Annotated in this window: 24 protein-coding genes; 18 read left to right on the plus strand and 6 right to left on the minus strand. The window is 43.9% G+C overall.

Going from position 1 to position 24,941, the window contains the following annotated elements; translation table 11 throughout:
• The first annotated feature begins 145 nt into the window (after positions 1-145).
• A complete protein-coding gene (locus D9X91_RS15465; RefSeq protein WP_121681548.1) occupies positions 146-481 on the plus strand; it encodes a hypothetical protein in 336 nt (111 codons plus the stop codon).
• Between the two features lie 61 nt (positions 482-542).
• On the opposite strand, the gene D9X91_RS15470 is transcribed toward D9X91_RS15465, so the two are convergent.
• Both D9X91_RS15470 and D9X91_RS22375 read right to left on the minus strand, forming a co-directional pair.
• On the minus strand, positions 543-1,061 hold the full coding sequence (locus D9X91_RS15470) for a DoxX family protein (RefSeq protein ID WP_325050527.1): 519 nt from the start codon (positions 1,059-1,061) through the stop codon (positions 543-545).
• A 213-nt stretch (positions 1,062-1,274) separates the two neighbouring features.
• On the minus strand, positions 1,275-1,736 hold the full coding sequence (locus D9X91_RS22375) for a hypothetical protein (RefSeq protein WP_158598342.1): 462 nt from the start codon (positions 1,734-1,736) through the stop codon (positions 1,275-1,277).
• A gap of 530 nt (positions 1,737-2,266) precedes the next feature.
• On the opposite strand from D9X91_RS22375, the gene D9X91_RS15480 reads away from it, so the two are divergent.
• The 16 genes from D9X91_RS15480 (at position 2,267) to aceA (ending at position 20,510) form a co-directional block, all read left to right on the plus strand.
• Positions 2,267-2,872, plus strand: coding sequence for a glycerol-3-phosphate responsive antiterminator (locus tag D9X91_RS15480; protein WP_121681551.1), 606 nt, complete (start codon positions 2,267-2,269; stop codon positions 2,870-2,872).
• The gene (locus tag D9X91_RS15485) at positions 2,869-3,978 is read left to right on the plus strand and encodes an ABC transporter ATP-binding protein (protein ID WP_121681552.1); all 1,110 of its coding nucleotides are present in this window, start codon (positions 2,869-2,871) and stop codon (positions 3,976-3,978) included. The genes D9X91_RS15480 and D9X91_RS15485 overlap by 4 nt, the downstream gene beginning before the upstream one ends.
• Positions 3,975-4,904 (plus strand): carbohydrate ABC transporter permease, encoded by a 930-nt coding sequence (locus D9X91_RS15490; RefSeq protein ID WP_121681553.1) that lies wholly within the window; start codon positions 3,975-3,977, stop codon positions 4,902-4,904. Before D9X91_RS15485 ends, D9X91_RS15490 begins: the two co-directional genes overlap by 4 nt.
• Entirely contained in the window at positions 4,901-5,713 is an 813-nt protein-coding gene (locus D9X91_RS15495; protein ID WP_121681554.1) for a carbohydrate ABC transporter permease, read from the plus strand. Before D9X91_RS15490 ends, D9X91_RS15495 begins: the two co-directional genes overlap by 4 nt.
• A 50-nt stretch (positions 5,714-5,763) precedes the next feature.
• Positions 5,764-7,128, plus strand: a complete 1,365-nt coding sequence (locus tag D9X91_RS15500) for an ABC transporter substrate-binding protein (protein WP_121681555.1) — start codon at positions 5,764-5,766, stop codon at positions 7,126-7,128.
• Positions 7,129-7,161: 33 nt separating this feature from the next.
• Positions 7,162-7,884, plus strand: coding sequence for a glycerophosphodiester phosphodiesterase (locus D9X91_RS15505; protein ID WP_121681556.1), 723 nt, complete (start codon positions 7,162-7,164; stop codon positions 7,882-7,884).
• Between the two features lie 95 nt (positions 7,885-7,979).
• The gene (locus D9X91_RS15510) at positions 7,980-8,459 is read left to right on the plus strand and encodes a PaaI family thioesterase (protein WP_121681557.1); all 480 of its coding nucleotides are present in this window, start codon (positions 7,980-7,982) and stop codon (positions 8,457-8,459) included.
• 853 nt (positions 8,460-9,312) lie between these two features.
• The gene (locus D9X91_RS15520; protein ID WP_121681559.1) at positions 9,313-10,503 is read left to right on the plus strand and encodes a ParM/StbA family protein; all 1,191 of its coding nucleotides are present in this window, start codon (positions 9,313-9,315) and stop codon (positions 10,501-10,503) included.
• Positions 10,504-10,516: 13 nt separating this feature from the next.
• Entirely contained in the window at positions 10,517-11,089 is a 573-nt protein-coding gene (locus D9X91_RS15525) for a hypothetical protein (RefSeq protein WP_121681560.1), read from the plus strand.
• A 719-nt stretch (positions 11,090-11,808) separates the two neighbouring features.
• Positions 11,809-13,218: an MDR family MFS transporter gene (locus D9X91_RS15530; RefSeq protein ID WP_121681561.1), complete on the plus strand. Its 1,410-nt coding sequence runs from the start codon at positions 11,809-11,811 to the stop codon at positions 13,216-13,218.
• Positions 13,219-13,656: 438 nt separating this feature from the next.
• A complete protein-coding gene (locus tag D9X91_RS15535; RefSeq protein ID WP_121681562.1) occupies positions 13,657-14,955 on the plus strand; it encodes a homoserine dehydrogenase in 1,299 nt (432 codons plus the stop codon).
• 1 nt (position 14,956) lies between these two features.
• Complete coding sequence (gene thrC, locus D9X91_RS15540; protein ID WP_121681563.1) at positions 14,957-16,030, plus strand: threonine synthase; 1,074 nt, start codon at positions 14,957-14,959, stop codon at positions 16,028-16,030.
• Positions 16,017-16,940: a homoserine kinase gene (gene thrB, locus D9X91_RS15545; protein WP_121681564.1), complete on the plus strand. Its 924-nt coding sequence runs from the start codon at positions 16,017-16,019 to the stop codon at positions 16,938-16,940. The genes thrC and thrB overlap by 14 nt, the downstream gene beginning before the upstream one ends.
• A 446-nt stretch (positions 16,941-17,386) precedes the next feature.
• Positions 17,387-17,524, plus strand: a complete 138-nt coding sequence (yhfH, locus tag D9X91_RS15550; RefSeq protein ID WP_121681565.1) for a protein YhfH — start codon at positions 17,387-17,389, stop codon at positions 17,522-17,524.
• An 88-nt stretch (positions 17,525-17,612) separates the two neighbouring features.
• Positions 17,613-19,202 (plus strand): malate synthase A, encoded by a 1,590-nt coding sequence (gene aceB / locus D9X91_RS15555; protein WP_121681620.1) that lies wholly within the window; start codon positions 17,613-17,615, stop codon positions 19,200-19,202.
• Positions 19,203-19,220: 18 nt separating this feature from the next.
• Complete coding sequence (gene aceA, locus D9X91_RS15560; RefSeq protein ID WP_121681566.1) at positions 19,221-20,510, plus strand: isocitrate lyase; 1,290 nt, start codon at positions 19,221-19,223, stop codon at positions 20,508-20,510.
• A 52-nt stretch (positions 20,511-20,562) separates the two neighbouring features.
• On the opposite strand, the gene D9X91_RS15565 is transcribed toward aceA, so the two are convergent.
• The 4 genes from D9X91_RS15565 to pepT all read right to left on the minus strand — a co-directional run bounded on the left by D9X91_RS15565 (position 20,563) and on the right by pepT (position 23,842).
• On the minus strand, positions 20,563-20,934 hold the full coding sequence (locus D9X91_RS15565) for a hypothetical protein (protein ID WP_121681567.1): 372 nt from the start codon (positions 20,932-20,934) through the stop codon (positions 20,563-20,565).
• A gap of 32 nt (positions 20,935-20,966) precedes the next feature.
• A complete protein-coding gene (locus D9X91_RS15570) occupies positions 20,967-21,482 on the minus strand; it encodes an acyl-CoA thioesterase (RefSeq protein WP_121681568.1) in 516 nt (171 codons plus the stop codon).
• A gap of 200 nt (positions 21,483-21,682) precedes the next feature.
• On the minus strand, positions 21,683-22,573 hold the full coding sequence (gene cidR, locus D9X91_RS15575; protein WP_121681569.1) for a cidABC operon transcriptional activator CidR: 891 nt from the start codon (positions 22,571-22,573) through the stop codon (positions 21,683-21,685).
• Between the two features lie 33 nt (positions 22,574-22,606).
• Positions 22,607-23,842 (minus strand): peptidase T, encoded by a 1,236-nt coding sequence (gene pepT, locus D9X91_RS15580; protein ID WP_121681570.1) that lies wholly within the window; start codon positions 23,840-23,842, stop codon positions 22,607-22,609.
• A gap of 166 nt (positions 23,843-24,008) precedes the next feature.
• Between pepT and nei the strand changes: the two genes are divergently transcribed.
• On the plus strand, positions 24,009-24,830 hold the full coding sequence (gene nei / locus D9X91_RS15585; RefSeq protein WP_121681571.1) for an endonuclease VIII: 822 nt from the start codon (positions 24,009-24,011) through the stop codon (positions 24,828-24,830).
• The last annotated feature ends 111 nt before the right edge of the window (positions 24,831-24,941 follow it).

Here is a 24,941-nt window from a genome sequence, read left to right on the forward strand (position 1 = left end):
CCGCAATGCAAAGAACAGATCATTCAATAGTGGAGAAAAGTCCTCTAAAAATACTTAAACACCTCAATTTAATTTTACTGAAACCTTCTTGCAAAGTTCGATTGGTAAAATAGAAGAATCGATTAAATGAAAGAGGGGTTGGACGATGGAGGACCATGTAAAGAAGTCGTTGGAAGAGTGGAAGGATGAGATTTGCGATCTTTTAGATGAGATCGACCGTGAATATGACGGAATCAAACGTGAGCTCCAAGTGTATTCTTATAAATTCAGCATCACGAAGCAAGTCATTCAATCGACGGTGAACGGCGATTTGATCAGAGACATCCGTGAGTTGTATCATACCCCTTTTGAGAAGCGGTTTAATCAGCTCAAAGAGGATATCAAAGATTTAGAGGAAAAAAAGAAAGTTTTCCAAATGTTCGTCGATAAAATCGACAAGGTCAAAGGAAAAGAAGAGGAGAAAGCGGGTCTGTCTGTTTGAAGGTAAGCTTGCCAATACAGCCTGTCTCTATGTAGACAGGCTGTATTGATGTTGCAAATCATCAGGTAGATTCAGATTGATGCGCCAAGATGCCCTTCAGTTTAATTAAGGCAAAGGCAGAGCGGGTTTTTGGAATGATCCAATAATCCAGTCCGAATTGTGTTGTTTTAGTAGAATAAATAAAAATGATGAATCCAAGAAGAAGCATTTCCGGGTTCGTACTGATAGATCCAGAAAACATGTAAGAGAAATTCATTACGATTCCCATCAACACACCAAATCTAGTGAATATGCCAAAAATCAACGAAAGCCCTACTAGAAACTCTCCCCAAGGTACGAGAGTGTTGAAAATTTCGATATGTGGTAAAGCGAAATGCTGCAGAAAATGAGCCCACCAGGATTGAACATCTGGATGAACTCCAGTCGTTTTGCTCAGTGCACCTTTAATGAATCCTGCTGCGTTGAAGCTATTACCGGCCAATTTATTGAATCCTGCTTCGATCCAATCATATCCCAAGTATAAGCGAATAGCGGTAAAAATGATTGTCCCCAAAACTGAAAATGAGATAGTGTTTTTCATCATGACACCTCCTTTTATTTACTTCAAATCCACTATAAAAGATTTATTTACATGGATTAAAGATGCAAAATGCCCATTATATACCAGTTCATTCATCGCATTTTTTGTAAAAGAAATTTTATATGAGAACCATTGAAAATTTACAAGACTTCAGCCTATCGGATAATTGGGGAGAATTTAAATAGTGAGAAAGAAACAGTTTGAGCCCATTATTTATTCTAATGTAATGATTGTTTTCTCAAAGCTCGATTCTTTTAACAGTTTTTCTGGACAAGAATGCATCATTTGAAGGTGATTGGAGCGGAAGGTGCGAGAAAATACAAAAAAGAGGATTAAGCGGGTAAGTGTACTTGACGGCAAGCTTGGCAAGCAACAAAAACCTGTCCACGGTGACAGCTGTGGACAGGTTTTTGTTGCTGCTGAAAGAATAACTATTGATTGAAAGGGTACTATTGAACTCACATGAAATTTAGTGGCAATACCATTTTTTCCAAATATCTGCGGAGCTTGTGCAGCCATCTTCGTTGCCCCAATGATATTTATTGTCACCACAGTCATCGTCGCCATGGTGGCCATCATGCCCCCCGTTATCATCTCCACCTTTTCCCCCATTATTGCACCAATTCCAAAAGTCATCCCACCAATTATCCTTATTCCCACCATCGTAGTTCCCATAATAACTATCTTCTTGCTTTTCATATTTTTGATAATCGCTCGCTGTCTTTTGAGAAGTGAATGATAAGAGGTAAGAAAAAGCTTGGAAGAGTCCATTATTGGAAGTTGAGTGAGAAGTAGTACTTGATGCATACGCAGAAGAAGGGAAGAATAATAAACTTACGATTATTATCAATGTTGCCAGTCTAATTATTATTTTCAAATACGCACGGACCCCCTCATTTCATTCGTTAAGAAGAAAAAAACGTTCTTTATAAAGAATGATAGTATAATTTATTTAGTTTGTAAACAATTTTTGATGCAGGGATTATAGAAATTCGTATAAAATTCAAGACACCCTTTACACGATCCATACAAACTATTAACTTTGTTTCAATACTTCGTTAATATTCGAGCGTTACATTAGAATTGCCAAGTAAATAGGTAGAACTCGGAGATATTAGAGAAATCTTTCAGCACAAAATTCTATGAGGATCCTTATAGATTTTTTTAGCCATGAAGATTTCTCTTTTTGTTTGGAGTGAAAAGTAATGGGAGTGAAAGAGGACTTATTGAAAGTACTGAAATGGGAGCAATTGATCGTTTCGATTAAAAATCCAAAAACCTTGGATCAATTCCTGGAATCGGATATTTCCACAGCTTTTTTGCTGATGGGCAATATCAATAACTTGCAAGGATATGTGCAGGAAATGAAACGAAGGAATAAGTTTGTCTTCCTTCATTTGGATATGGTCCAGGGGATCCGAAATGATCTTGAAGGATTGAAATTTTTATCACATTATATAAAGCCGCATGGAATCATCACGACGAAAAAACAGCTGATTATTTCGGCTAAAAACCTTGGTTTCTTGACGGTTCAACGATTGTTCCTGGTAGATTCCGATGCGGTCCGTAATGGTTTGGAAATCACGAGGGAGTATCAGCCCGATTTCATTGAAGCGATGCCTGGGATCATTCCATCGATGTGCCAAGCGATTGCCGAAAAGGTTGATCAAGTCTTTATTACCGGCGGCCTTATCCAAAATCAGGAACAAATCCAAACGGCCTTGGATCACGGGGCATTCGCGGTTTCAACCAGTAATTTAAAGTTGTGCAAGGACATTTTGTCCAAGAAGAGAGGTTGTGAAGAAACATGAAGAAAGTGGAGCTTCAAAATATTGTGAAGCGCTATGATAATCAACATCTAGCGGTTTCTGACATTAATCTGACAATTGAACCAGGGGAATTCTTTGTATTGGTCGGTCCATCAGGGTGTGGGAAAAGCACCATGCTGCGCATGATCGCCGGACTTGAGACCATCACGGAAGGTGAATTGAGGATTGGCGAAAAAACGGCTACCCACTTGCCGCCAAGCAAGAGAGATCTCTCAATGGTCTTTCAAAATTATGCCTTGTATCCACATTTAACCGTAGAGCAAAATATTGCATTTGGTCTGCATACTAAGGGATTAAATAAGATAGAACGCAAGAATAGGTGCGAAGAGGTTGCAGAGATGCTCGGCCTTGCCAGCTATTTAAAACGGAAACCGAAGCAGCTATCAGGGGGACAAAGGCAACGGGTGGCCTTGGCAAGGGCCATTGCCAGTCAATCGCCGATATGCTTGATGGATGAGCCATTGTCCAACCTTGATGCGAAGCTGCGTGCCCATATGCGTTCAGAAATTAAACATCTACAACAAAAGCTTGGAATGACGCTTATTTATGTCACGCACGATCAAGTGGAGGCCATGACAATGGCAGATCGCATGATGATTTTAAAGGATGGGAAGATTCAGCAAGTCGGCAAGCCGCTTGATATTTACAACCGTCCTGCCAATCGTTTTGTGGCAGAATTCATCGGGACACCACCTATGAATATACTGCCGGCTGTCTATGATAAAGGATCAAATCAATTATTGATAGATGAACAAAGGGCGTTAACTTCGTTTTCTCATGATTTTAAGGCTGATATGGATGTTTTCATTGGTATCCGTCCTGAACACATTACCTTCGCTTCAGAAGATGATACGCCGAATACCCTTCGTGGAATCGTCTATCATTCTGAAATCCTGGGAAATGAAACGATAACAGACGTAGAATTAGGGCCAGTAAAGTGTTTGGTCCGCCAATCCGGTCAACAGTTGTTTTCACCTGGACAAGAGGTTGCGGTTTCATTTCCTGAGGAATATATTCAATTTTTCGATAGCAATGGCGATTCTCTTCAGGCAAAAAGAAACGAAGGAAATAAGGTGAGGGTAGGATGAAGGCCGGAAATACTGCTGAATTAAACGTTCAAAATAAAATAGCATTGAATTTAAGAGGATTCAAGGATTTTTTCATTGGGATTTTATATTTGCTCCCGTCTTTATTGCTGTTGGGTATTTTCATCTTTTACCCCATGATAAAGACATTTTATTTAAGTGTTTTTTTAACGGATCAGCAAGGGAATCCCGCTGCATATGTTGGACTTGAAAACTATCGATATTTGCTGACGGATCCAGGCTTTTTACATAGCTTTAAGGCCACGGTTCTATTCGTCCTCTATACTGTACCGTCGAGCATAATCATTGCGCTCTTTTTGGCATTGCTAACCAATGAAAAGTTGAAAGGCATCGGTCTATTTCGAACACTATTTTCATCCACGATGGGAATCAGTGTGGCAGCTTCCTCGGTCATTTGGCTGTTTCTATTCAATCCGAGCATCGGGATGCTGAATCAGATTTTGACTATGTTTCATCTTCCGACGTTTCATTGGCTTCAGGACCCGGATTCTGCGATCATTGCGGTTTCCATTACGACTGTATGGATGAACATTGGTTTTGCCTATCTTATATTGCTTGGGGGACTTCAGAATATCCCAGCTGATTTATATGAGCAGGCTAATGTGACTGGCACGGGATATTGGTATCAACTCTTTAAAATCACGATTCCCATGCTTTCTCCAACATTATTCTTTATTTCAACGGTTACACTTATCAATGCTTTTCAGACATTCGGACAAATTGATATTTTGACGAAGGGCGGCCCAAGCAATGCAACCAACCTGATCGTCTATTCCATCTATCAGGACGCATTTGTCAATTATCGTTTAGGTGAAGCAAGCGCCCAAGTTGTATTACTGTTCTTCTGTATGATCTTCATTACGTTCATTCAATTTAAGTTAGGTGAAAAGAAGGTGCATTACCAATGAGAATCGTCAAAAGCATAATTGTATACAGCCTCCTGTTGGTCAGCGCAAGTCTTATTCTTTTTCCTATTGTATATACGTTAATGGTCAGCTTCATGACAGGGGGGGAAGTGCTTCAAGGCCATTTTCTGCCGGAGCATATGACGTTGGAAAACTATCGGAGCGCTTTTCAAAAGGTTCCCCTCCTTCATTATTTAGTCAATAGTTTCATTGTTTCTCTTGTTGTAATGGTCGGACAGCTGATCGTGTCCAGCTTGGCCGCCTTCGCTTTTGTCTTCATTCCATTCAAAGGGAGGAATGCGATGTTCCTTCTCTTTTTATCGACGATGATGATTCCGTGGGAAGCGACAATGATCCCGAATTTCATCACGGTTTCCAACTTTGGCTGGATCAATACCATCGCTGGGTTGACCGTTCCATTCTTTGCATTGGCATTTGGGACATTCCTATTAAGGCAAAATTTCAAGACGATCCCTAAGGAACTGGATGAAGCGACACAAATTGCAGGAATGAATAGATTTCAATTCTTTATTCGTGTAGTCTTGCCCATTTCGAAGACAAGCCTGGTATCATTGGGGGCTTATGGATTTCTTACAACCTGGAATATGTATCTGTGGCCGCTGCTGGTCACGAACAATGACAAGGTGAGAACGATTCAAATCGGGTTAAAAGAAATGCAATCCCAAGAAGTTGCAACACAATGGGGGGTGGTAATGGCGGCAGTCATCATTGTGATACTGCCCACATTAATTCTATTATTCGCTGGTCAAAAACAGCTGCAAAAAGGGTTGATGGACGGAGCACTGAAGTAGTGCTTGCAATAGGACAAAACAGTCAAACTTTTATCTAAGGAGTGGAAAACATGAGAAAAATGACAAACGTCTTCATGATTTTATTTTTGTTGTCATTAGCCGTATTATCAGGGTGTGGAAATCAAACATCCGGACAGAATAGTGAGGGCAGTGATGCGAAAAATGGCAGTGATAATGGCAAAACCAAAGTGGTATTCTGGCATGCGATGGGCGGCGACCTCAAGCCTGTTCTTGAAAATATAGTGAAAAAGTTTAATGAAAAACATCCTGATATTGAAGTGGATCCTGTTTTTCAAGGAACATATGAAGAAGCGCTGACTAAATACCGCAGTGTCGGTGGTACGAAAAATGCACCAGCGATCATCCAGACTTTTGAAGTGGGAACAAAATATATGATCGACAGCGGGTACATACAGCCTGTTCAAAAATTCATTGATCAAGACCATTATGATATCAATCAATGGGAACCGAATATCCGTAAATATTACCAGGTAAATGGAAAACAGTATTCTATGCCGTTCAACTCTTCTACACCGGTTTTAGTTTATAATAAAGATGCATTCAAAAAAGCTGGCCTAGATCCGAATAAGCCGCCTCAAACGTATAGTGAGCTTATGGAAGATGCCAAAAAGCTGACTGTGAAAAGTGGAAACAAAACAGCACAATATGGATTCTCCATGTTAAACTATGGCTGGTTTTTTGAAGAGCTGCTGGCAGAACAGGGCGCATACTATGTAAATCATAAAAATGGCCGTGCTAAACAAGCGACGAAAGCAGCCTTTAACGGACCTGAAGGTGTAAAAGTATTCAATCTATTGAATAATATGAATAAAGACGGTTCATTCTTTAATGTAGGTTCCAACTGGGATGATATCCGTGCCGCATTCGTTTCCGGAAAAGTGGCCATGTATCTTGACTCTTCCTCTGGCATCAACAGCATTGTCGATAACTCAAAGTTTTCTGTCGGAGCAGGCTACCTGCCTCACCCGGACGGTAAAGATCCTCAAGGTGTCGTCATCGGAGGAGCTTCACTATGGATGTCAAAAGGAATCGGCGATAAGAAGCAGCAAGCAGCATGGGAATTCATGAAGTACCTTGCTTCTCCTGAAGTGCAGGCAGAATGGCATACGAAGAGCGGATATTTTGCCATCAATCCGAAAGCATATGACAGCGAGATTGTGAAGGAACAGCATAAGAAGTATCCTCAGCTTGAAACAACTGTAAACCAGCTCCATGATACGAAGAGTACACCGGCAACTCAAGGCGCATTGATTTCCGTTTTCCCTGAATCGCGCCAAAAAGTGGTGACAGCCCTTGAAAAACTCTATCAGGGCGGAGATCCTCAACAGCTTCTTGATGAAGCAGCAAAAGATACGGATCGGGCGATGGAGATTGCCAACAAAACGAAAAAGTAACTTTTTAGAATAATAACGTAGGCGGGAGAATTTATGAAGAAAATGGTGTTTGCCCATCGCGGGTGCAGTGGAACACATCCTGAAAATACAATGGCTGCCATCCATGCAGCGATTGAGGCTGATGTGGATGGGATTGAAATCGATGTCCAAAAAGCGAAGGACGGAACGTTGGTGGTCATGCATGATGAAGCAGTCGACCGGACTACCAATGGGAAGGGGCTTATCAAGGATTTAACATGGGACGAGTTGAATTCCCTGGATGCCGGCGGCTGGTTCTCTCCAAAATTCAAAGGAGAGAAGGTCCCGGCCTTCGATGAAGTATTAGAGGCTTTAAAAGGGACATCCATCATCCTTAATGTTGAGATGAAAAATGACTTGATCGACTATCCCGATCTTGAACAAGATGTCTATGAATCTTTGAAGCGATTTGGATTGGAAAAACAAGTGGTGATTTCCTCTTTCAATCACCGGTCATTATCAAGATTTTCAAAGATGTTCCCCGAGGTGGAGTTAGCCATTCTTTCAGAAAGCCCTCTTCAAAATCCGAAAGAATCAATGGCAAGTATCGGCGCGGCAGCCATTCATTGTCCATTGGAAGCTTACCGGGAAATGTTGATGAAAGAAGAGGGGAAAGGGCTGCACTATCGAATTTATACAATGAATTCCCCAACAGAACTAGGTGAATGGGGAATTCAAGATCAATATGATGTCTTTACAGATTATCCGTTGGAAGCATTAAAGATTGTGCGTGAATAGTTGGTAAAAGAGGCTGGCCAAATAGTGGTCAGCCTCTTTCATCAGTTCTTACCATGATATATGTTATACTATTCTGAAAAAGGGGGAATGAAAAAGTGGCTGAAAATATTACGAAGGCAATTCAAGATCAATATCCGGATGATTTTGCATGGTGTTATGGATGTGGCCGTCTAAATGAACATGGCCATCATTTTCGTACAGGCATACAAGGCAATCAGACCATTACGGTTTATACCCCTCAAAAGGAGCATATGGCCCTTCCAGGGTTTGTTTATGGCGGAATGATTGCTTCATTGATCGACTGTCATGGAACAGGCTCAGCTGCGATTGCACTCCATCAAAAAAATGGCCATGAAATCGGGGATGACACCGAGCCGCCTCGTTTCGTCACCGCTTCTCTCCATGTCGACTTTTTAAAACCCACTCCTCAAGACATACCATTAAAGGCGATAGGAAAAGTTGAAGAAATTCATCCGAAGAAATTTAAAGTAATGACTGAGGTGTATGCCAACGATCATTTGTGTGCTCGGGGTGAAGTCGTAGCGGTCGTCATGCCCAGCACATTTACAAAATGATAGACTTTCACAATTGGACTGTTCCTTTCATTTGAACAGTCTTTTTTTTCTGTTCTATGGTCAATTACCCACTTCTCCTTTTCTTCTATTTTGCTTCCTTCCTCTTTAAAACTATTTTTAGTAGCTGTTTTATATATTGAGTTTGTGCACGGTTGATTTCCGCTTCAGGATGCTTGCTCTCTGAGGAGCCTCACACGAAGTGAGGTCATTCGATGTTGGCACAGGACAAGGAACACTTCGTGCGATGGGTCGCTGCCGAACTTAATCGAACTTCCTAATACCTCCTCGCTTCGCTGCGTGGTTGCATCTGTCTAGCTAACCGGTCTGCTGTTCCCATCGGAGTCTTGCACCTCCGGCTCCGATCAACTTCGTATGATGAGTCATTTTAAAGAAAAACTGTTAAAAACAACAATCTTCGAGAAAAGAGCCTTTTCAAAAGAATTCCCTTCTCCTTTTGTGCTATTTTCCTCACTTAGCCTCTCACATCCGTTCATTTCAATTTGCAAAAAAAGAATAATAATTACGAAATTGCAGCACCTTACTGCGGAAGAAGGGGGGATATTTGTTGAATATTTTTGGATGAAAGTGGATGTATACAATTTTGTACACAAGAATACAAAAAGAAAACATTGAGTGTACAATGATGTACACATGTATACAAATGCGTACACATGTTGATTTTAAGGGATGTGTACAAAATGTAATACAAGTATACAGAAAAGATTACAAGTATTCGTTTTGAATACAACTTAAGAATCATTGACACCGTCCTCCCCCTTCGATAATCTTGAATTAACGGGCTGATAGGAAACTATTAGACTCTCGATCTTTATTTTTCGAAAGGAATGATAAAATGAGCAGCAAATCAAGAGTTACAGCAATTGATGTAGGAAATGATTGTGTAAAAGCAATATTTGGGAAATTCGACCATGAATTATACATACCTAATGTAATCGCACGTGATACAGAGGACCGTCCGGTAATTGGAATCGAAGAGTTAAATGACAAGGATCCGCTCGATGGTATTCATATCCGCGTTCACTCCCCTGCTTTAAAAGAAAATAATGTCATTTACCGTGTTGGAAATCTGGCAACAAAAAGTGATAATCCGACAGAATTAGATCCTGGCAGCAGCAAATCCGAAGAAGATCAAACATTGGTTATGCTTTTTGCCTCTCTTGCGTTGGACGCAGTCAGAGAAGAAAATTCGGAAATTTTCAAAAAGTCAAATAATGTAATCGATGCAAACTACACGCTTGGTACGGGGCTTCCTCTTCGTGAAGTAAAGGAAGGAAAGGATGTTGGCTACCGTGCTCAATTATTGAGCTCTGTCCATCAGGTAGAGTTTTTGGTGACGCCAAAATATCAAGGGCTAAAAGTAAATATTAAATTTGACCAAGTGAAAGTGTATCCGGAAGGCTTTGCAGCTTATATCAACCTCGTAATGGATAACGACTTAAACATCATCAATCGCGATTTGATCGATAAACGCATCTTGATCCAGGATATCGGCGGTTTGTCTACAGATGTGGCAGTCATTAAAAACCGCAATGTCGACGATGACAAAGCACAAGGCTTTAACATCGGCGTATCCGAAGCACTTGAACAAATCCGTGAAGAAATCAGGTCAAAGCATGGCGTCGAACTTGATAGCCGCAGGGATGTCGTTGACATCATCACACGCAAAAATGACCGAAATCATATCATGGTGAAAGGAAGCCGGACAAGCGTCCACGATATCACCGACCGCATTTTGCTTGAGTTGGCGAAAAAACAATACCGTTTCTTGCGCAATGTATGGCAAAAGAACTCCCAAACGGAGATCTGCTACTTTGTCGGCGGAGGTTCCATGGTATTGAAGGATTACCTCAAAACCTTGAATAATAACCTTGATGGCTACAACATCGATTTCTTTGAGGATGAAAAAGAAAGCATTTGGATGATGGCCAATGCCTACTATAAACTCATCTCGGATTTTGTAAGGAAGAACAATAAAGAACAACCTAAACCTAAAGAAAAAGAAAAGCAGGCTGCAGCCAAATAAATAAGGTGATTTCATGACGAAAAAGGGAATTGAAAGGGGGCAGGCCATCACTTTTCGCCTACCTTCCGACACACCAGACCATATCCTGAAGCAATTACAGAAGCTGAAGGAAACAGAAAGAAGGAACTTTTCGAGTACGATTGCCCAATTCATTTTGGAAGGGGTCAATAATTCGCTATCAAAGGAGAGGGAGACGGTCACCATCCCTCTGCCGAAGCAATTAAGCAAGGAGCAGCGTAATTGGCTGCGCCATTCCCATTCTGAAGCATTGCTTGGCAGCATCATTTATCAATTATTGGCGGATCCGATGAGAGCGACATCTGTATTGGCGTCATTGAACAGCGGTGCGATCGATATAGATGAGGCACTTTATCTTCAGGAAGAAATTGAAGAAAATGAAGACGTGCAATTTGAAGAAATTGTAGATGATTCACCATCCGTTGATAACGCTGATTTCGAAGATGATTTGATGAACTTTGATTGGGATCAAGCCAAACATGGGCATGCTTCGACGGAAGAAGACAATGATGAAGAGGAAGACGCCGACGATTTACTGGGCGATTTCCTTTCCAAAATGAATAAATAAATTATTTTTTCAAAAGTTGTTATTGTGATCGTTTTTCTTGTAAATCATTGATCAATTGCTGTTGATTGAAGCTGAAGGTGCGTGACTCCGGAGGGATTCGTGGGCAGGGTGAGACCCCGCAGCGGAGCGAGGAGAGGTAAGGCGGATGTTCGATTAAGTTCGACACGTCATGTGCCAACATCGAACGACCTCATTTCGTGTAAGGCCCCTCGGAAAGCGAGCATCCTTCCGCGGAAATCAACTTAGCAGTAAACCATGCGAAAACAGCTTAAATAAATGTAAAACGGGAGGCTGGGCTTCCCGTTTTTTGTTGGGCTGTTAAACGTTGTTAGGAAAGAACGGAAATGATGACAAAAAGAACTATTGAGCAGTTATCGATGGAATATTCGATGCTGATATCGACGAAATTCACCAATATATCAGCGAAAAGCTCAATATATCCTCGAAATAGCAGTATTTATCTGCGAAAAATTCAATATATCGATTATTCTACATTATTCGACAAAAATTTACAGGCTCATGATCCTCATTGTCTAGCAAAAACACCATAAAATCAGCACCGCCTCATGTGAAAATATCAATTATTAGACCAAAGTCCGATTATTGAAATTTCCAATTCATTTTCCTTTCCAAATAAAAACAATAAGAGTATCATAGTTCCTTGGATATCAAGAAACAAAATCTTAGCGAATGCAGCGGATGCGGAGAGGAGGATATGCATGAAACCCGAATCCTACAACAAAGCTTCAATCGTAGCCCTCCTGATTGCAGGAACGTTTATTGCCATTTTGAATCAGACATTGATGATTACAGCAATCCCTCCAATTATGAAGGAAATGCATATTACAGCCAATACTGCGCAATGGCTGACAACGGTATTTATGCTTGTCAATGGCGTCATGATCCCGATCAGCGCCTTTTTGCTTGAACGTTTCACTTCCAGACAGCTGTTCCTTTCGGCGATGGGGATATTTATCGGTGGGACGATTGTGGCTGGTTTAGCCCCTAATTTTGGGGTGCTTCTGATTGGACGGATCATCCAGTCAAGTGGAGCAGGGATATTACTACCATTGATGCAAACCGTCTTTTTATTGATTTTTCCAGTCAACAAAAGAGGAGCGGCGATGGGGATGGTCGGATTGGTCATTTCATTCGCGCCAGCCATCGGTCCAGCCTTTTCCGGATGGGTCCTATTCCATTATTCTTGGCGGGTATTATTCTTTATCATCTTGCCGATTGCCATCATCGATATGATCATTGCTTATTTTGCCATGCGGAATGTTACGGAATTGACTCGTCCGAAAGTCGATGTACCTTCGATCATCCTTTCTTCATTCGGGTTCGGCGGTCTGCTTTATGGGTTCACCAGTGCAGGCAATAATGGCTGGGGAGACATCATGACTATCGCCTCCTTAACGGCAGGGACAATTGCTCTGGTCATTTTCATCCTTCGCCAACTGTCCATGGAGCGCCCGATGCTCGAATTCAGGGTATTTAAGTACTTTATCTTTACGATTTCGACAATCATTGGAATGGTCGGTTTCATGGGATTGATTGGTGTGGAAACCCTCGTTCCTCTCTATATGCAAAATATGAGGAGTTTCTCTGCCATGGAATCGGGAATAGCCATCCTTCCCGGTGCATTGGTGATGGGGGCGATGTCGCCGATTACCGGCCGCATCTTTGATAAAGTGGGGGCACGCTGGCTGGCCATTACAGGTTTGACGATTGTAACGGCGACCACTTGGGGCTACTCCTTTTTAACCCCATCGACGTCATTCATGTTCATCATGATCATGTATTCGATCCGGATGTTTGGGTTATCGATGGTAATGATGCCTGCAACGACGGCAGGGCTTAATCAGCTGCCGAAACGGTTGATTCCCCATGGTGCTGCCATGAGCAATACGATGCGTCAAGTAGCGGCATCAATCGGAACAGCGATCATCGTGACAGTCATGACCACGACAGCGCAGCATGCAAAAGTGCATGCGGTAATTGCCCATCCGTATATTCATGGGGTCAATGTAGGGTTCCAGGTCATTTCCGCCCTAACCCTCATCGGCTTGATTTTGTCCTTTTATATAAAAAGAACGTACCCTCCTGCCGAAGAAAATGAAGCAGCATAATATTATGGTAAATCATAAAGCTTTGTAAAAACTAATGGTTAATGGTTAGTACAGTTATTTTAAACAGTCTCGGATTATCTCGCCGGGGCTGTTTTTATTTTTCTTTTGACAGTTTGAGGTTGATTGGAGCGGAAGGTGTGAGACTCAGGAGGGATCAGCGGACTGGGTGAGACCCCGCAGCGGAGCGAGAGGCTCACCGTCCGCCCCTCGGAAAGCGAGCATCCTGCCGCGGAAATCAACTTTGCACTACTTTTATTCAATAGCAGGATCCATTACGGGAAAAGCATTCTCTTTCATTGAAAACGCTTCCTTAAAATTCGGGGTTGTAATACGTAAAAATTCCACTTATAATGTCCTCTATAAACAAACAAATGTCTTTCTCAAAAAGACTATTAATCAACAACAATGGTAAATAACTAATTCATAGGGGTGATCAGGATGAGTGGAAAGAAAGTGAAGGTTGGATTAATGGGCATGGGTACGGTCGGCACCGGGGTCATCCGCCTCGTAAATGGCCATAAAGAGGACTTGCACAATCAAACAGGAATGGAAATGGATATTGCCCGCATTCTTGTGCAGAATCCCAGTAAAGAAAGGGCTCTGTCTGTTCATTCAGAGTTGATCACGGATGATCCATATCAGCTTCTTCATGATCCTGAAATCGATGTAATCGTTGAAGTAATGGGAGGCATTGAACCGACCAAATCATACATATTGGAAGCACTTGAGCACGGAAAGCATGTCGTTACAGCCAATAAAGACCTCGTGGCGCTGCACGGGGCAGAATTGCTGAAGAAAGCTGCGGAGAAAGAGTGCGATTTGTTTTATGAAGCCAGTGTTGCAGGCGGCATACCCATTTTAAGGGCGCTAGTAGAGGGTTTCTCATCCGACCGCATTACGAAGATGATGGGAATCGTCAATGGGACAACAAACTATATTTTAACGAAAATGACGGAAGAGGGAGCAGCGTATGAAGATGTCTTAAAAGAAGCACAAGAACTGGGCTATGCGGAAGCTGACCCATCCTCTGATGTAGGTGGCTTGGATGCGGCCAGGAAAATGTCCATCCTCAGTACACTTGGATTCCATGTCGGCATGAATTTGGAGGAAGTGGAGTGCAAAGGGATCTCTGAAGTTACAAAGGAAGACATTCTATTCGGGAAGAAGCTTGGGTATACGATGAAGCTGATCGGCATCGCCAAGCAGGATGATGGATTGATTGAAGTGAGTGTCCAGCCGGCAATGGTGAAGCAGTCCCATCCACTCGCTTCTGTGAATGGAGTTTTCAATGCCGTCTATGTGTACGGAGAAGCGGTGGGGGAAACGATGTTCTATGGTCCAGGGGCAGGGGAACTCCCGACTGCGACAGCCGTGGTCTCCGATTTGGTGACGGTTGTGAAAAACCTGAAGCTTGGCGTGAATGGAAGAGGGATGGTTGCCCCTTACAAGGAGAAAAAACTTAAATCAGAAGAGCAAATTTGGGCAAAATATTTTATGAGATTGATAGTCGATGATAAAAGCGGTGTATTGGCGCAGCTGACAAGCAAGCTCGCAGAGTATGAAGTCAGCTTGGAGCAGGTCATCCAACAGCCGTATAACAGCGGAGAGAAGGCAGAGCTGATCATGGTGACACATTCCTCCTCCAAGAAGAGCATCAACGGAATCTTGGCTCAGCTGAAGGAACTGGATTTTGTCGATGAAATCAAAAGCTGCTATCGCGTGGAAGGAAGTGACTGATATGGCCGGAATCCTTAGGAATTATGCCGATTATTTACCCGTTACCAAGAATACTCCAGGGCTGACGCTCCATGAGGGGAGTACACCTTTATTATTTGCTCCAAGGTTATCTGAACGGCTGGATTTGGAGCTTCATTTCAAATATGAAGGGCTGAATCCCACGGGGTCCTTCAAAGATCGGGGGATGGTGATGGCAGTCGCCAAAGCGGTGGAGGAGGGGAGTCACACGATCATGTGTGCTTCCACAGGGAATACGTCAGCTTCTGCTGCTGCATATGCGGCACGGGCAAATATCAATTGCTTTGTGCTGATTCCAGATGGCCATATCGCCCTTGGGAAATTGGCGCAGGCCATGATATATGGGGCAAAGATCATGGCGATCAAAGGGAACTTCGATGAAGCCTTATCCATTGTCAAGGAGATTACATCCAAGGAATCCATCACGCTCGTCAATTCATTGAACCCATATCGGTTGGAAGGGCAAAAAACGGCTGCATTTGAAGTATGTGATGATTTGATGGGGGCTCCTGATATTCTAGCGATCCCAGTCGGAAATGCAGGAAATATTTCGGCTTATTGGAAAGGGTTTAATGAATATTATCAAAGCGGCGTGATTGATAAGCTGCCGCAAATGTTCGGCTTTCAAGCCTCCGGTGCGGCACCGATTGTAAGAGGAAGCATCGTCCAAAACCCTGAAACGGTAGCCACTGCGATTAGAATTGGAAATCCGGCGAGCTGGGAGAAGGCGGAAGAAGCCCTCGAGTCATCCCGTGGCCTCATTGATGAAGTTACGGATGAAGAAATCTTGGAAGCTTATCACCTGCTTGCATCAATGGAAGGTATATTTGCTGAGCCAGCTTCTGCAGCTTCATTTGCAGGGATCATAAAGCTCAAGCAGCAGGGCAGGATTGAAGCCGGGAAAAAGGTTGTCTGTGTGCTGACTGGAAACGGTTTGAAGGATCCTGATTCTGCCATACAAAAGGCAGCAGTTCAGCCATGGAAGGTCAACAATGATTACGATGAAGTATTGAACGCCATCAGGCAATTGGCAGGTGATTCCCATGGAGTCGTTTGAAGTAGAAGTCAAGGTGCCGGGCAGTACGGCCAACCTCGGACCGGGATTCGATACGATCGGGATGGCGCTGCAGCTTTATACAACCATCAAGATGAAAAGGGCTGAGAGGACTTTCATTCATTTGAGAGGGGGGAATCTAAACGGGATTCCCACGGATAAAAGCAATCTCGTCTATCAAGCTGCGAAACTGATTTTCGAGAAAGCCGGCTATGTTCTCCCTGATCTCGAAATAGATATCGAGAGTGAAATTCCTTTAACGAGGGGTCTCGGAAGCAGTGCGGCCGCTCTTGTCGGTGGGCTTACGGCAGCGAATGTGCTTGCTGGTGAGCCTTTCAGCCGCAAAGAAATCTATGACTTGGCAACGTCGGTAGAAGGGCACCCTGATAACGTGGGGGCATCCTTACTGGGAGGCATTGTCACAGCAGCCTGGGATCAGCAGCAAGTATCCTACGTCCGTATGCTCCCGATGAATGGAATCAAGGTGGTCGCTGCCATTCCCGACTTTGAATTATCAACGAACATGGCAAGGGATCTTCTTCCTTCAAGCTATTCAAGGGAAGACACCATCCATGCCATCAGCCATGCCGCCCTTCTTGCCAGTGCGCTGGCTACCGGAAATACGATGGTCCTGTCGCAAGCCATGAAGGACCGGATTCATCAGCCATATCGGATGCATATGCTTCCGGGTTTGGAACAACTGTTGAACCATGCCCGTGAATACGGGGCATTGGGAGTCGCTTTGAGCGGGGCAGGACCGACGATCATTGCCCTCACAGAAAACGAAGACGGACGTCTCCCGCAATTTATGGAAAGCATTCTCCTTGAACATGGTGTGCCTTCCACGATAAAAACATTGCCCATTGATACTGTTGGTGCAGCTTCCGTAGAGGTATGCCCCAAACTGTTATGAAGCAGTTTGGGTGCATGCCTATTTTTATGGCTGTTTTCTAAAAGATTGTTGTTTTTTATAGACGGGTCAGGTGTGAGGCGCCTCGGAAAGCGAGCATCCTGCAGGGGAAATCAACCTGGCGGAAGTATTGATGAATAGCAACTAATTTTACGAAAAGGGCCTTGTTTTTTTATCGTTTTTCAATTTATTGAGAAGATTCAAATCGGCTGTTCAGTTAAATTTGCCAACTTTTCTGCCTTCTCTTACCTTTTTGCAAGACTCATTCTCTGCAGTAAACTTCTCAAGCAACTCCTCAAACCACTTGCCACAACTTAACTCATCGATTCCGTAGATAAAAAAATAAAATAATTTTCAAAAAAGTGTACACAAATGGATTTGATTGTTATATACTGTACTACAACAGAAGAACAAAATAAAATCTGTACTATAAAAAGGAGAGGATCTTGATGGCAATGCAAAGTCCAGTTGAATTCTTTAAGAAGCTTCCGAAGAAAAGGTGCCCTGAATGCGGGCAGCATATGGAGGAGCAGGCTGAGTCATACTTCATGGAATGTGAGCACTGCTTATCCAAGAAAGCGGAATAATAGCCGCTTTCTTCTTTTTGACAGGCGGTAAGTGAATAAGAGGTGTGTTATAACACAGCGAAAACAGGGGAGGAAGTGATCGGTGGAGATGAAGACAGAAGAAAAAGGAATTCAAATAACAGGAAAAATCGCGGAAGGATATGAACAAATAATATCCGATGATGCGATTAAATTCGTAGAACGGCTGGAACGGAAATTTGGTCAAAGAAGACGTGAGCTGCTGGAAAGAAGGAGAGAAATCCAAAAGAAAATCGATGATGGCTGGAATCCAGATTTTTTGCCGGAAACAAAGCATATACGTGAATCGGACTGGACTGTGGAGAACATACCTGCCGACCTTGAAGATCGCAGAGTGGAAATTACGGGTCCTGTTGATCGGAAAATGGTGATCAATGCGTTGAATTCAGGCGCAAAGGTATTCATGGCGGATTTCGAAGATGCGAATTCCCCGACATGGGAAAACTGCATCGATGGGCAAATCAACCTTAGGGATGCCATTCGCGGAACGATTTCCTATACGAATGATCAAGGAAAGCACTATCAGCTGATGAACAATCCTGCAGTGCTTAAGGTGAGACCGCGGGGGTGGCATTTGGAGGAGAAGCATTGTCTCGTGGATGGGAAGGCCGTTTCAGCAAGCTTATTCGATTTTGGATTGTATTTTTTCCACAATGCCCAATCGCTTAATGAAAAGGGAAGCGGTCCATATTTTTATTTGCCGAAATTGGAGAATCATCTGGAAGCAAGGCTTTGGAATGATGTTTTTATTTTTGCCCAGGAAGAGCTTGGAATCAATCAGGGGACGATCAAGGCAACGGTGCTTATTGAAACGATCCTTGCTGCATTTGAAATGGATGAAATCCTGTTTGAACTGAAAGAGCATTCTGCTGGCCTCAACTGTGGGCGCTGGGATTATATCTTCAGCTTTATCAAGAAGTTCCGAAACCGGGAAGAAGTCATTTTTCCAGATCGTTCGGTCGTGACGATGACGGTCCCAAATATGAGGGCATATTCGCTTCTTGCCATCCAAACTTGTCATAAAAGGCATGTCCATGCAATTGGAGGCATGGCGGCGCAAATTCCTGTCAAAGGTGATCCAGAAGCAAATGATGAAGCATTCGCAAAGGTCCGAACTGATAAAGAACGTGAAGCGCGTGATGGGCATGACGGAACGTGGATTGCACATCCGGGAATGATCCAGACGGCATTGGATGTTTTTAACGAGCTTGTCCCAGCCCCAAACCAGATCCATCGAAAACGTGAGGATGTCTCCATCGATGGACAGCAGCTGCTTCAAGTGCCTGAAGGGTCCATCACGGAACAAGGAATGCGCACAAACATCAATGTAGGGATTCAATACATCGCTTCCTGGCTCTCAGGAAGAGGGGCTGCACCAATCCATCATTTAATGGAAGATGCAGCGACGGCGGAAATTTCAAGGGCACAGGTATGGCAGTGGCTTCGTCACCCAAAAGGAGTATTGGATGACGGAAGAAATGTCGACCATGAAATGTTCCGGGCATTAAAGGACGATGAATTATCCAAAATCATGGTGGAAATAGGATTGGAAAGATACCAAGCAGGACGGTTCGAGGAAGCGGGCCATCTGTTCGAACGATTGATTTTAGACGATGAGTTTGTTGAGTTTTTGACCCTTCCAGCTTATGAAAGATTATAAAAAAGGAGGAATTTTGGAATGAGACAAGAGAAAGCTAGAAAATTGGAGATGAACTGGAAAAATGATGCGCGGTGGAGCGGGATTGAACGTCCGTACTCTGCAGATGATGTAATACGGCTGAGAGGATCGATCGATATTGAACATACACTTGCCAAGCGAGGCGCTGAAAAGCTCTGGAATCTGCTCCATACAGAAGAATATGTTCATGCACTTGGAGCGTTGACAGGGAATCAGGCGATGCAGCAAGTGAAGGCTGGATTGAAGTCCATATACTTAAGCGGATGGCAAGTGGCGGCAGATGCAAATTTATCCGGAAATATGTATCCAGATCAAAGCTTGTATCCGGCAAATAGCGTTCCACAGGTGGTGAAGCGGATTAATCAGGCACTGCAGCGCGCGGATCAAATTCAGTATATGGAGGGAAAGGAAGATGTTGATTGGTTCGCTCCGATCGTAGCGGATGCAGAAGCTGGATTCGGCGGACAGCTGAATGTATTCGAGTTGATGAAAAGCATGATTGAAGCAGGCGCTGCAGGCGTCCATTTCGAGGACCAGCTATCATCCGAGAAGAAATGCGGACACCTTGGAGGAAAAGTGCTCCTTCCGACACAAACGGCTGTCAGAAATTTAATTGCTGCACGATTTGCAGCTGATGTAATGGGAGTTCCGACCATCCTTGTTGCCCGGACAGATGCCAATGCGGCCGACCTCATCACAAGTGATGTTGATCCGGCAGATGCTCCATTCATAACCGGCAACAGAACGCCAGAGGGCTTTTTCCAAACGAAAGCAGGTATTGATCAGGCCATTGCAAGGGGGCTTTCCTATGCACCGTACGCCGACTTGATCTGGTGTGAAACATCCGAGCCGAACTTGGAGGAGGCTCGCCAATTTGCTGAAGCGATCCATGCGAAGTTCCCCGGGAAATTACTTGCCTATAATTGTTCGCCATCCTTCAACTGGAAGGCAAAGCTTGACGATCAAACGATTGCTGGTTTCCAGCGTGAACTGGCAAAAATGGGTTATAAATTTCAATTTGTCACGCTTGCCGGCTTTCATGCCCTCAACCATAGCATGTTCGAATTGGCCCGACAATACAAGGATCGTGGAATGGCAGCGTATTCTGAGCTGCAGCAAGCAGAATTCAACAGCGAGCAATATGGCTACACCGCCACCCGCCATCAGCGTGAAGTGGGAACGGGCTACTTCGATGAAGTCGCCCAAGTGGTTTCAGGTGGAACTTCCTCGACAACGGCGCTTAAAGGATCGACCGAAACAGATCAATTCCATGCAGCGAAAGCCAATTAGTCATTAAGCAAGGGTGGCCCCAAAGTGACAGGCACTTTGGGGCCGCCTTCATTCATTTAATGATGGAGAATCCGACGAGGGATTCAGGTGGATTTCCAAGGATAAGCAGGCTGATCTTGGCATAGCCGCCCTCGGCGTGATCCTTCAGCAAACCTCTCAGTGTGTGGTTTGCATCGGCTGCTTTCAACTTTTCGATTTCCGCATGATAGAGTGCCATAACGGAATCTTCTACATTCTTCGGGTGGAAGCGCAATGGGTTTTCATTCGCGATGAGGCTGCCCATATATTGATATTTAAACTGCAATTGACGAGTCAAATTCACGACATGCAAGAAGTGGCCGAACAGTTCCGGTTCGCTCCCTTTCAGCGCTTGAAGTGAATCGTGAGCTTCCTGGAGTTGGTCTCTGCTTGATAATGCTAGCATTGGTATTTCCCCTTTCATACAACTTGTCAGCGTTATTCCCACGGCTTTTCAACAGTAATATAGCTGGCTAATTCTTTACTCTTTGTCCTTCTCAGCTTGCGGATTTCCGCTCTATCTTTGGCTGTATCATATAAGAACTTCTCTTCCTCAGTTTCTGGAAGAACAGGCGGTACTTCCACAGGCCGTTTATCTTCTCCGAGAGCGACAAAAGTCAAAAATGCTGTAGCAGCAATTCTTCGTTTTCCCGTCAGCATGTCCTCCGCAATGACCTTGCAGAATATTTCCATAGAGCTTTTTCCGGTATAAGAAACGAAGGATTCGATGCAGACGGAATCCGTTTGTTCGATCGGATATAAGAAATCGATGGAATCGGTGGATGCCGTCACGCATTCCTTCACACGTGAATGCCTTCTGGCTGATAATGTTGCTGCGCCATCCAATTTCTTCATCAAAACGCCGCCAAACAATGTATTATAATTATTTAAATCACAAGATAAAACTTGGTCTGTATTGACTATGCGGCTTTCTTTCGCTTTTTTTGGTTCCATGATGCTGCTTCCTTTCTGTGTGGAATCGGTAGAAAGTTACTTGCTTAGCCCAAGTGTAAAACCGCTTTTGTCATAAGTAAAATGGATAGTTTTCATCTTCATCATAGATAATATCTATGAAAATGCTTACATTAATAATAAAAAGGAATGAAGAAACCGATCCAAAATCATGATTCTGGATCGGCCTTCGAATACACATATTAGTTTGTTTCGATTGAAAGTTGTTCTTTTGTGAATCGCAGCCATTCCTTCGCTGCAAAAGATAGGTATTGATCTTTTCGCCAAATGATGGCGAGATTCCAATATATCGATGGATTGACGATTTTGATCGGACGTACATTGTCGTTCAGATGACTGCAGATGCTGTCCGGCAAAAGCGTGATGCCAAGTTTGCATGCAACCATTTCCTCGATAAAATCCCACTGGGAGCTTTCCGAAATGATTTTTGGATTGAAGCCAACGAAATTGCAGGAGGAAATAATCAAATCCCGGAGCACAAAATCCTTGTTAAAGAGAATGAAGGATTCCTCGCTCAATTCCTCCAATTGAACTTCTTTCCTATCAGCCAGCGGATGGGAAGGAGGGACGATCAGCTTCAAATCCTCTTTTAAAAATGAAAAATGGTGAAACAGCTCTTCTTTGGTCGGGAGCACGACCACCCCGATGTCCAAATCATTCTTTTCGACATCATCTTCGATTTTCTTTGAGCCATCTTCGACAAGCTGAAACGTAATATCCGGATAGTGCTCATGGAAGCGGCCGATCACATTCGGGAAGAACCTCGAGTCGATGATTGGCGGGAGTCCGATCCTGACGTGCCCTTTTTTCAATCCCAAAAGGTTATCCAGCTCCGACTGCAGGTTGTTGAAGGCTTTCTCGATAAGTTTTGCCTGCTCCAACAACACGGTGCCGGCATCGGTCAAAATCAATTTCTTTCCAGATCGTTCAAAAAGGTCGACGCCCAATTCAGTCTCCAGATTCTTGATCATTTTACTGATTGTCGGCTGGGTGATGTATAAATGCTCTGCCGCTTTTGTAAAACTATTGAATCGGGTAACCTCGATAAAATATTGTAGATGTTTGATGTCCATTGCATTCACCTGCTTTGTGGGCACACATTTGCCTTATTGCGCTTTTTCTGCAAATAGTTTGCTGATTTCAATGATGACTTTTGTGGCTTTGACCATGCTGTCGGCTGAAATGAACTCATAGCGGCCATGGAAGTTTTCTCCGCCTGTGAAAATATTGGGAGTCGGGAGCCCCATATAAGAGAGCTGAGAGCCGTCCGTTCCGCCGCGGATCGGACGGATGATCGGTTCGATGTCCAGGTTTTTCATGGCTTCATAAGCAATATCGACGATTTCCATCACGGGTTCGATTTTCTCCCGCATGTTGTAGTACTGGTCGTTCATTTCCAATACAACAGCCGCCTCGCCATATTTCCCGCGGAGCTCCGAAACGATTCTGTTGATGGTTTCCTTTCTGGCATTGAACTGATCGCGGTCAAAATCACGGATGATGTAGCTTAGCTTCGTTTCTTCGACATCCCCTTTGATCGAGCTCAGGTGGTAGAACCCTTCGTAACCTTCTGTTGATTCCGGTGCTTCTTCAACGGGAAGCTTCTGATTGAATTCCATGGCTATTTTGGCAGAGTTGATCATCTTTCCTTTCGCTGTGCCAGGATGGACATTCTTTCCTTTGAAAGTGATCTTCGCAGCTGCCGCATTGAAGCTTTCATATTCAAGCTCGCCGACCGGTCCGCCATCGACTGTATAGGCAAATGAAGCATTGAAGGCTTTTACATTAAACTTATGCGGGCCTCTGCCGATTTCCTCATCCGGTGTGAAGGCCACCCTGATTTTCCCATGCTCGATTTCGGGGTGTTTTGCTAAATAGGCCATCGCCGTCATAATTTCGGTGATTCCGGCTTTGTTATCCGCTCCCAACAGAGTCGTGCCGTCCGTCACGATCAATGTTTCGCCTTTGTAGCCTTTTAATTCAGGAAAATCTTCAGGTGACATCGTGATATGTAATTCTTCATTTAAAATGATTTCGTTTCCGTTGTAGTGTTCAATGAGCTGAGGCTTAACATTTGTCCCGGTAAAATCGGTCGCTGTATCCAAATGGGCCAAAAATCCGATCGTTTGAACATCCTTGTCGGTTGTTGACGGCAATGTTGCCATCACATAACCATTCTCATCGATGGTTACTTCCTCCATGCCGATGTCCTTCAGCTCCTCCACGAGCATGCGTGCCAGCGTCCATTGACCCTGTGTGGAAGGGCACGTATCGCTGTCTTCATTTGATTGTGTATCCACTTGTACATATGTGGCTAATCGTTTAATCAATTCTTCTTTCATTTCAATTCATCTCCCTAACTAAACTAAAATTATCATATCATGAGCAGAGAAAGGAAACACGTTTTGGAAGCGTGGGATGAAGCGGCATGTCGGTTTATAAAGGGGTCAATCAGGGAACTACTGCCAATATACTAACTGATGATCTATAGATAAGGAGGTGTGGGTTGTGCCCGAAGGTCCTGAAATACGCCGCGCAGCCGACAGCGTGGAAAAGGCATTGGTCGGACTGCCTGTTTTGGAGGTGTTCTTTGCATTTGAAGAATTGCAGGGCTATGAGCCGGCCTTGCAGGGAACGAATGTTCGAAGGGTCGATACTAAAGGCAAAGCGATGCTGATTCGCTTCGACAATGGCTGGACAATCTATTCCCACAATCAGCTGTACGGGAAATGGATGGTGCGAAATGCTTATAACTACCCGAAGACAAATCGTCAGCTGAGGCTGGCTATACACAACGAAAAGAAATCTGCGCTGCTGTACAGCGCTTCTGATATCGAAGTGCTGCGTGATGAAGAGGTAGACATGCATCCGTTCATAGCGAGGGTGGGGCCGGATATTTTGAGTGAAGACGTAAGTGAAGAACAGTTATTGGACAGGTTTCAAAGCAAGAAATTTTATCGGCGGAAATGGTCCTCGCTTCTCCTGGATCAAAGCTTCATTGCGGGTATCGGAAATTATCTGCGCAGTGAAATCTTGTTTGTCGCCGGCATCCATCCAGATTTGCGCCCGACAGATTGTTCTGCTGAACAGTTGGAGAAGACGGCGGCAGCTGTCATCCAGCTAATGAAACAATCATATGAAACCGGGGGCATTACGAACGACTTCGACCTAGCCATGAAATTGAAGGATAAAGGACAAAAGAGGCCGCAATATCGCCATTGGGTATTTAATCGCGGCGGTCAGCCATGCAGGGTGTGTGGAACCGAAATCGTCAAAACGATTGCAGCCTCGAGGCGGTTGTATTTTTGCCCGACATGCCAGAATAGGTAAGTTGGTTGGCGGCGGGTGTGGGCCCCCGCAGAGGAGAGCCTACAGACACTCGGAAAGGGAGCATCCTGCTGTTGAGATCAACCTTGAGCATCTTTTATGAATTTTCACGAG

Source organism: Falsibacillus albus, from assembly GCF_003668575.1.
GTDB classification, from domain to species: domain Bacteria; phylum Bacillota; class Bacilli; order Bacillales; family DSM-25281; genus Falsibacillus; species Falsibacillus albus.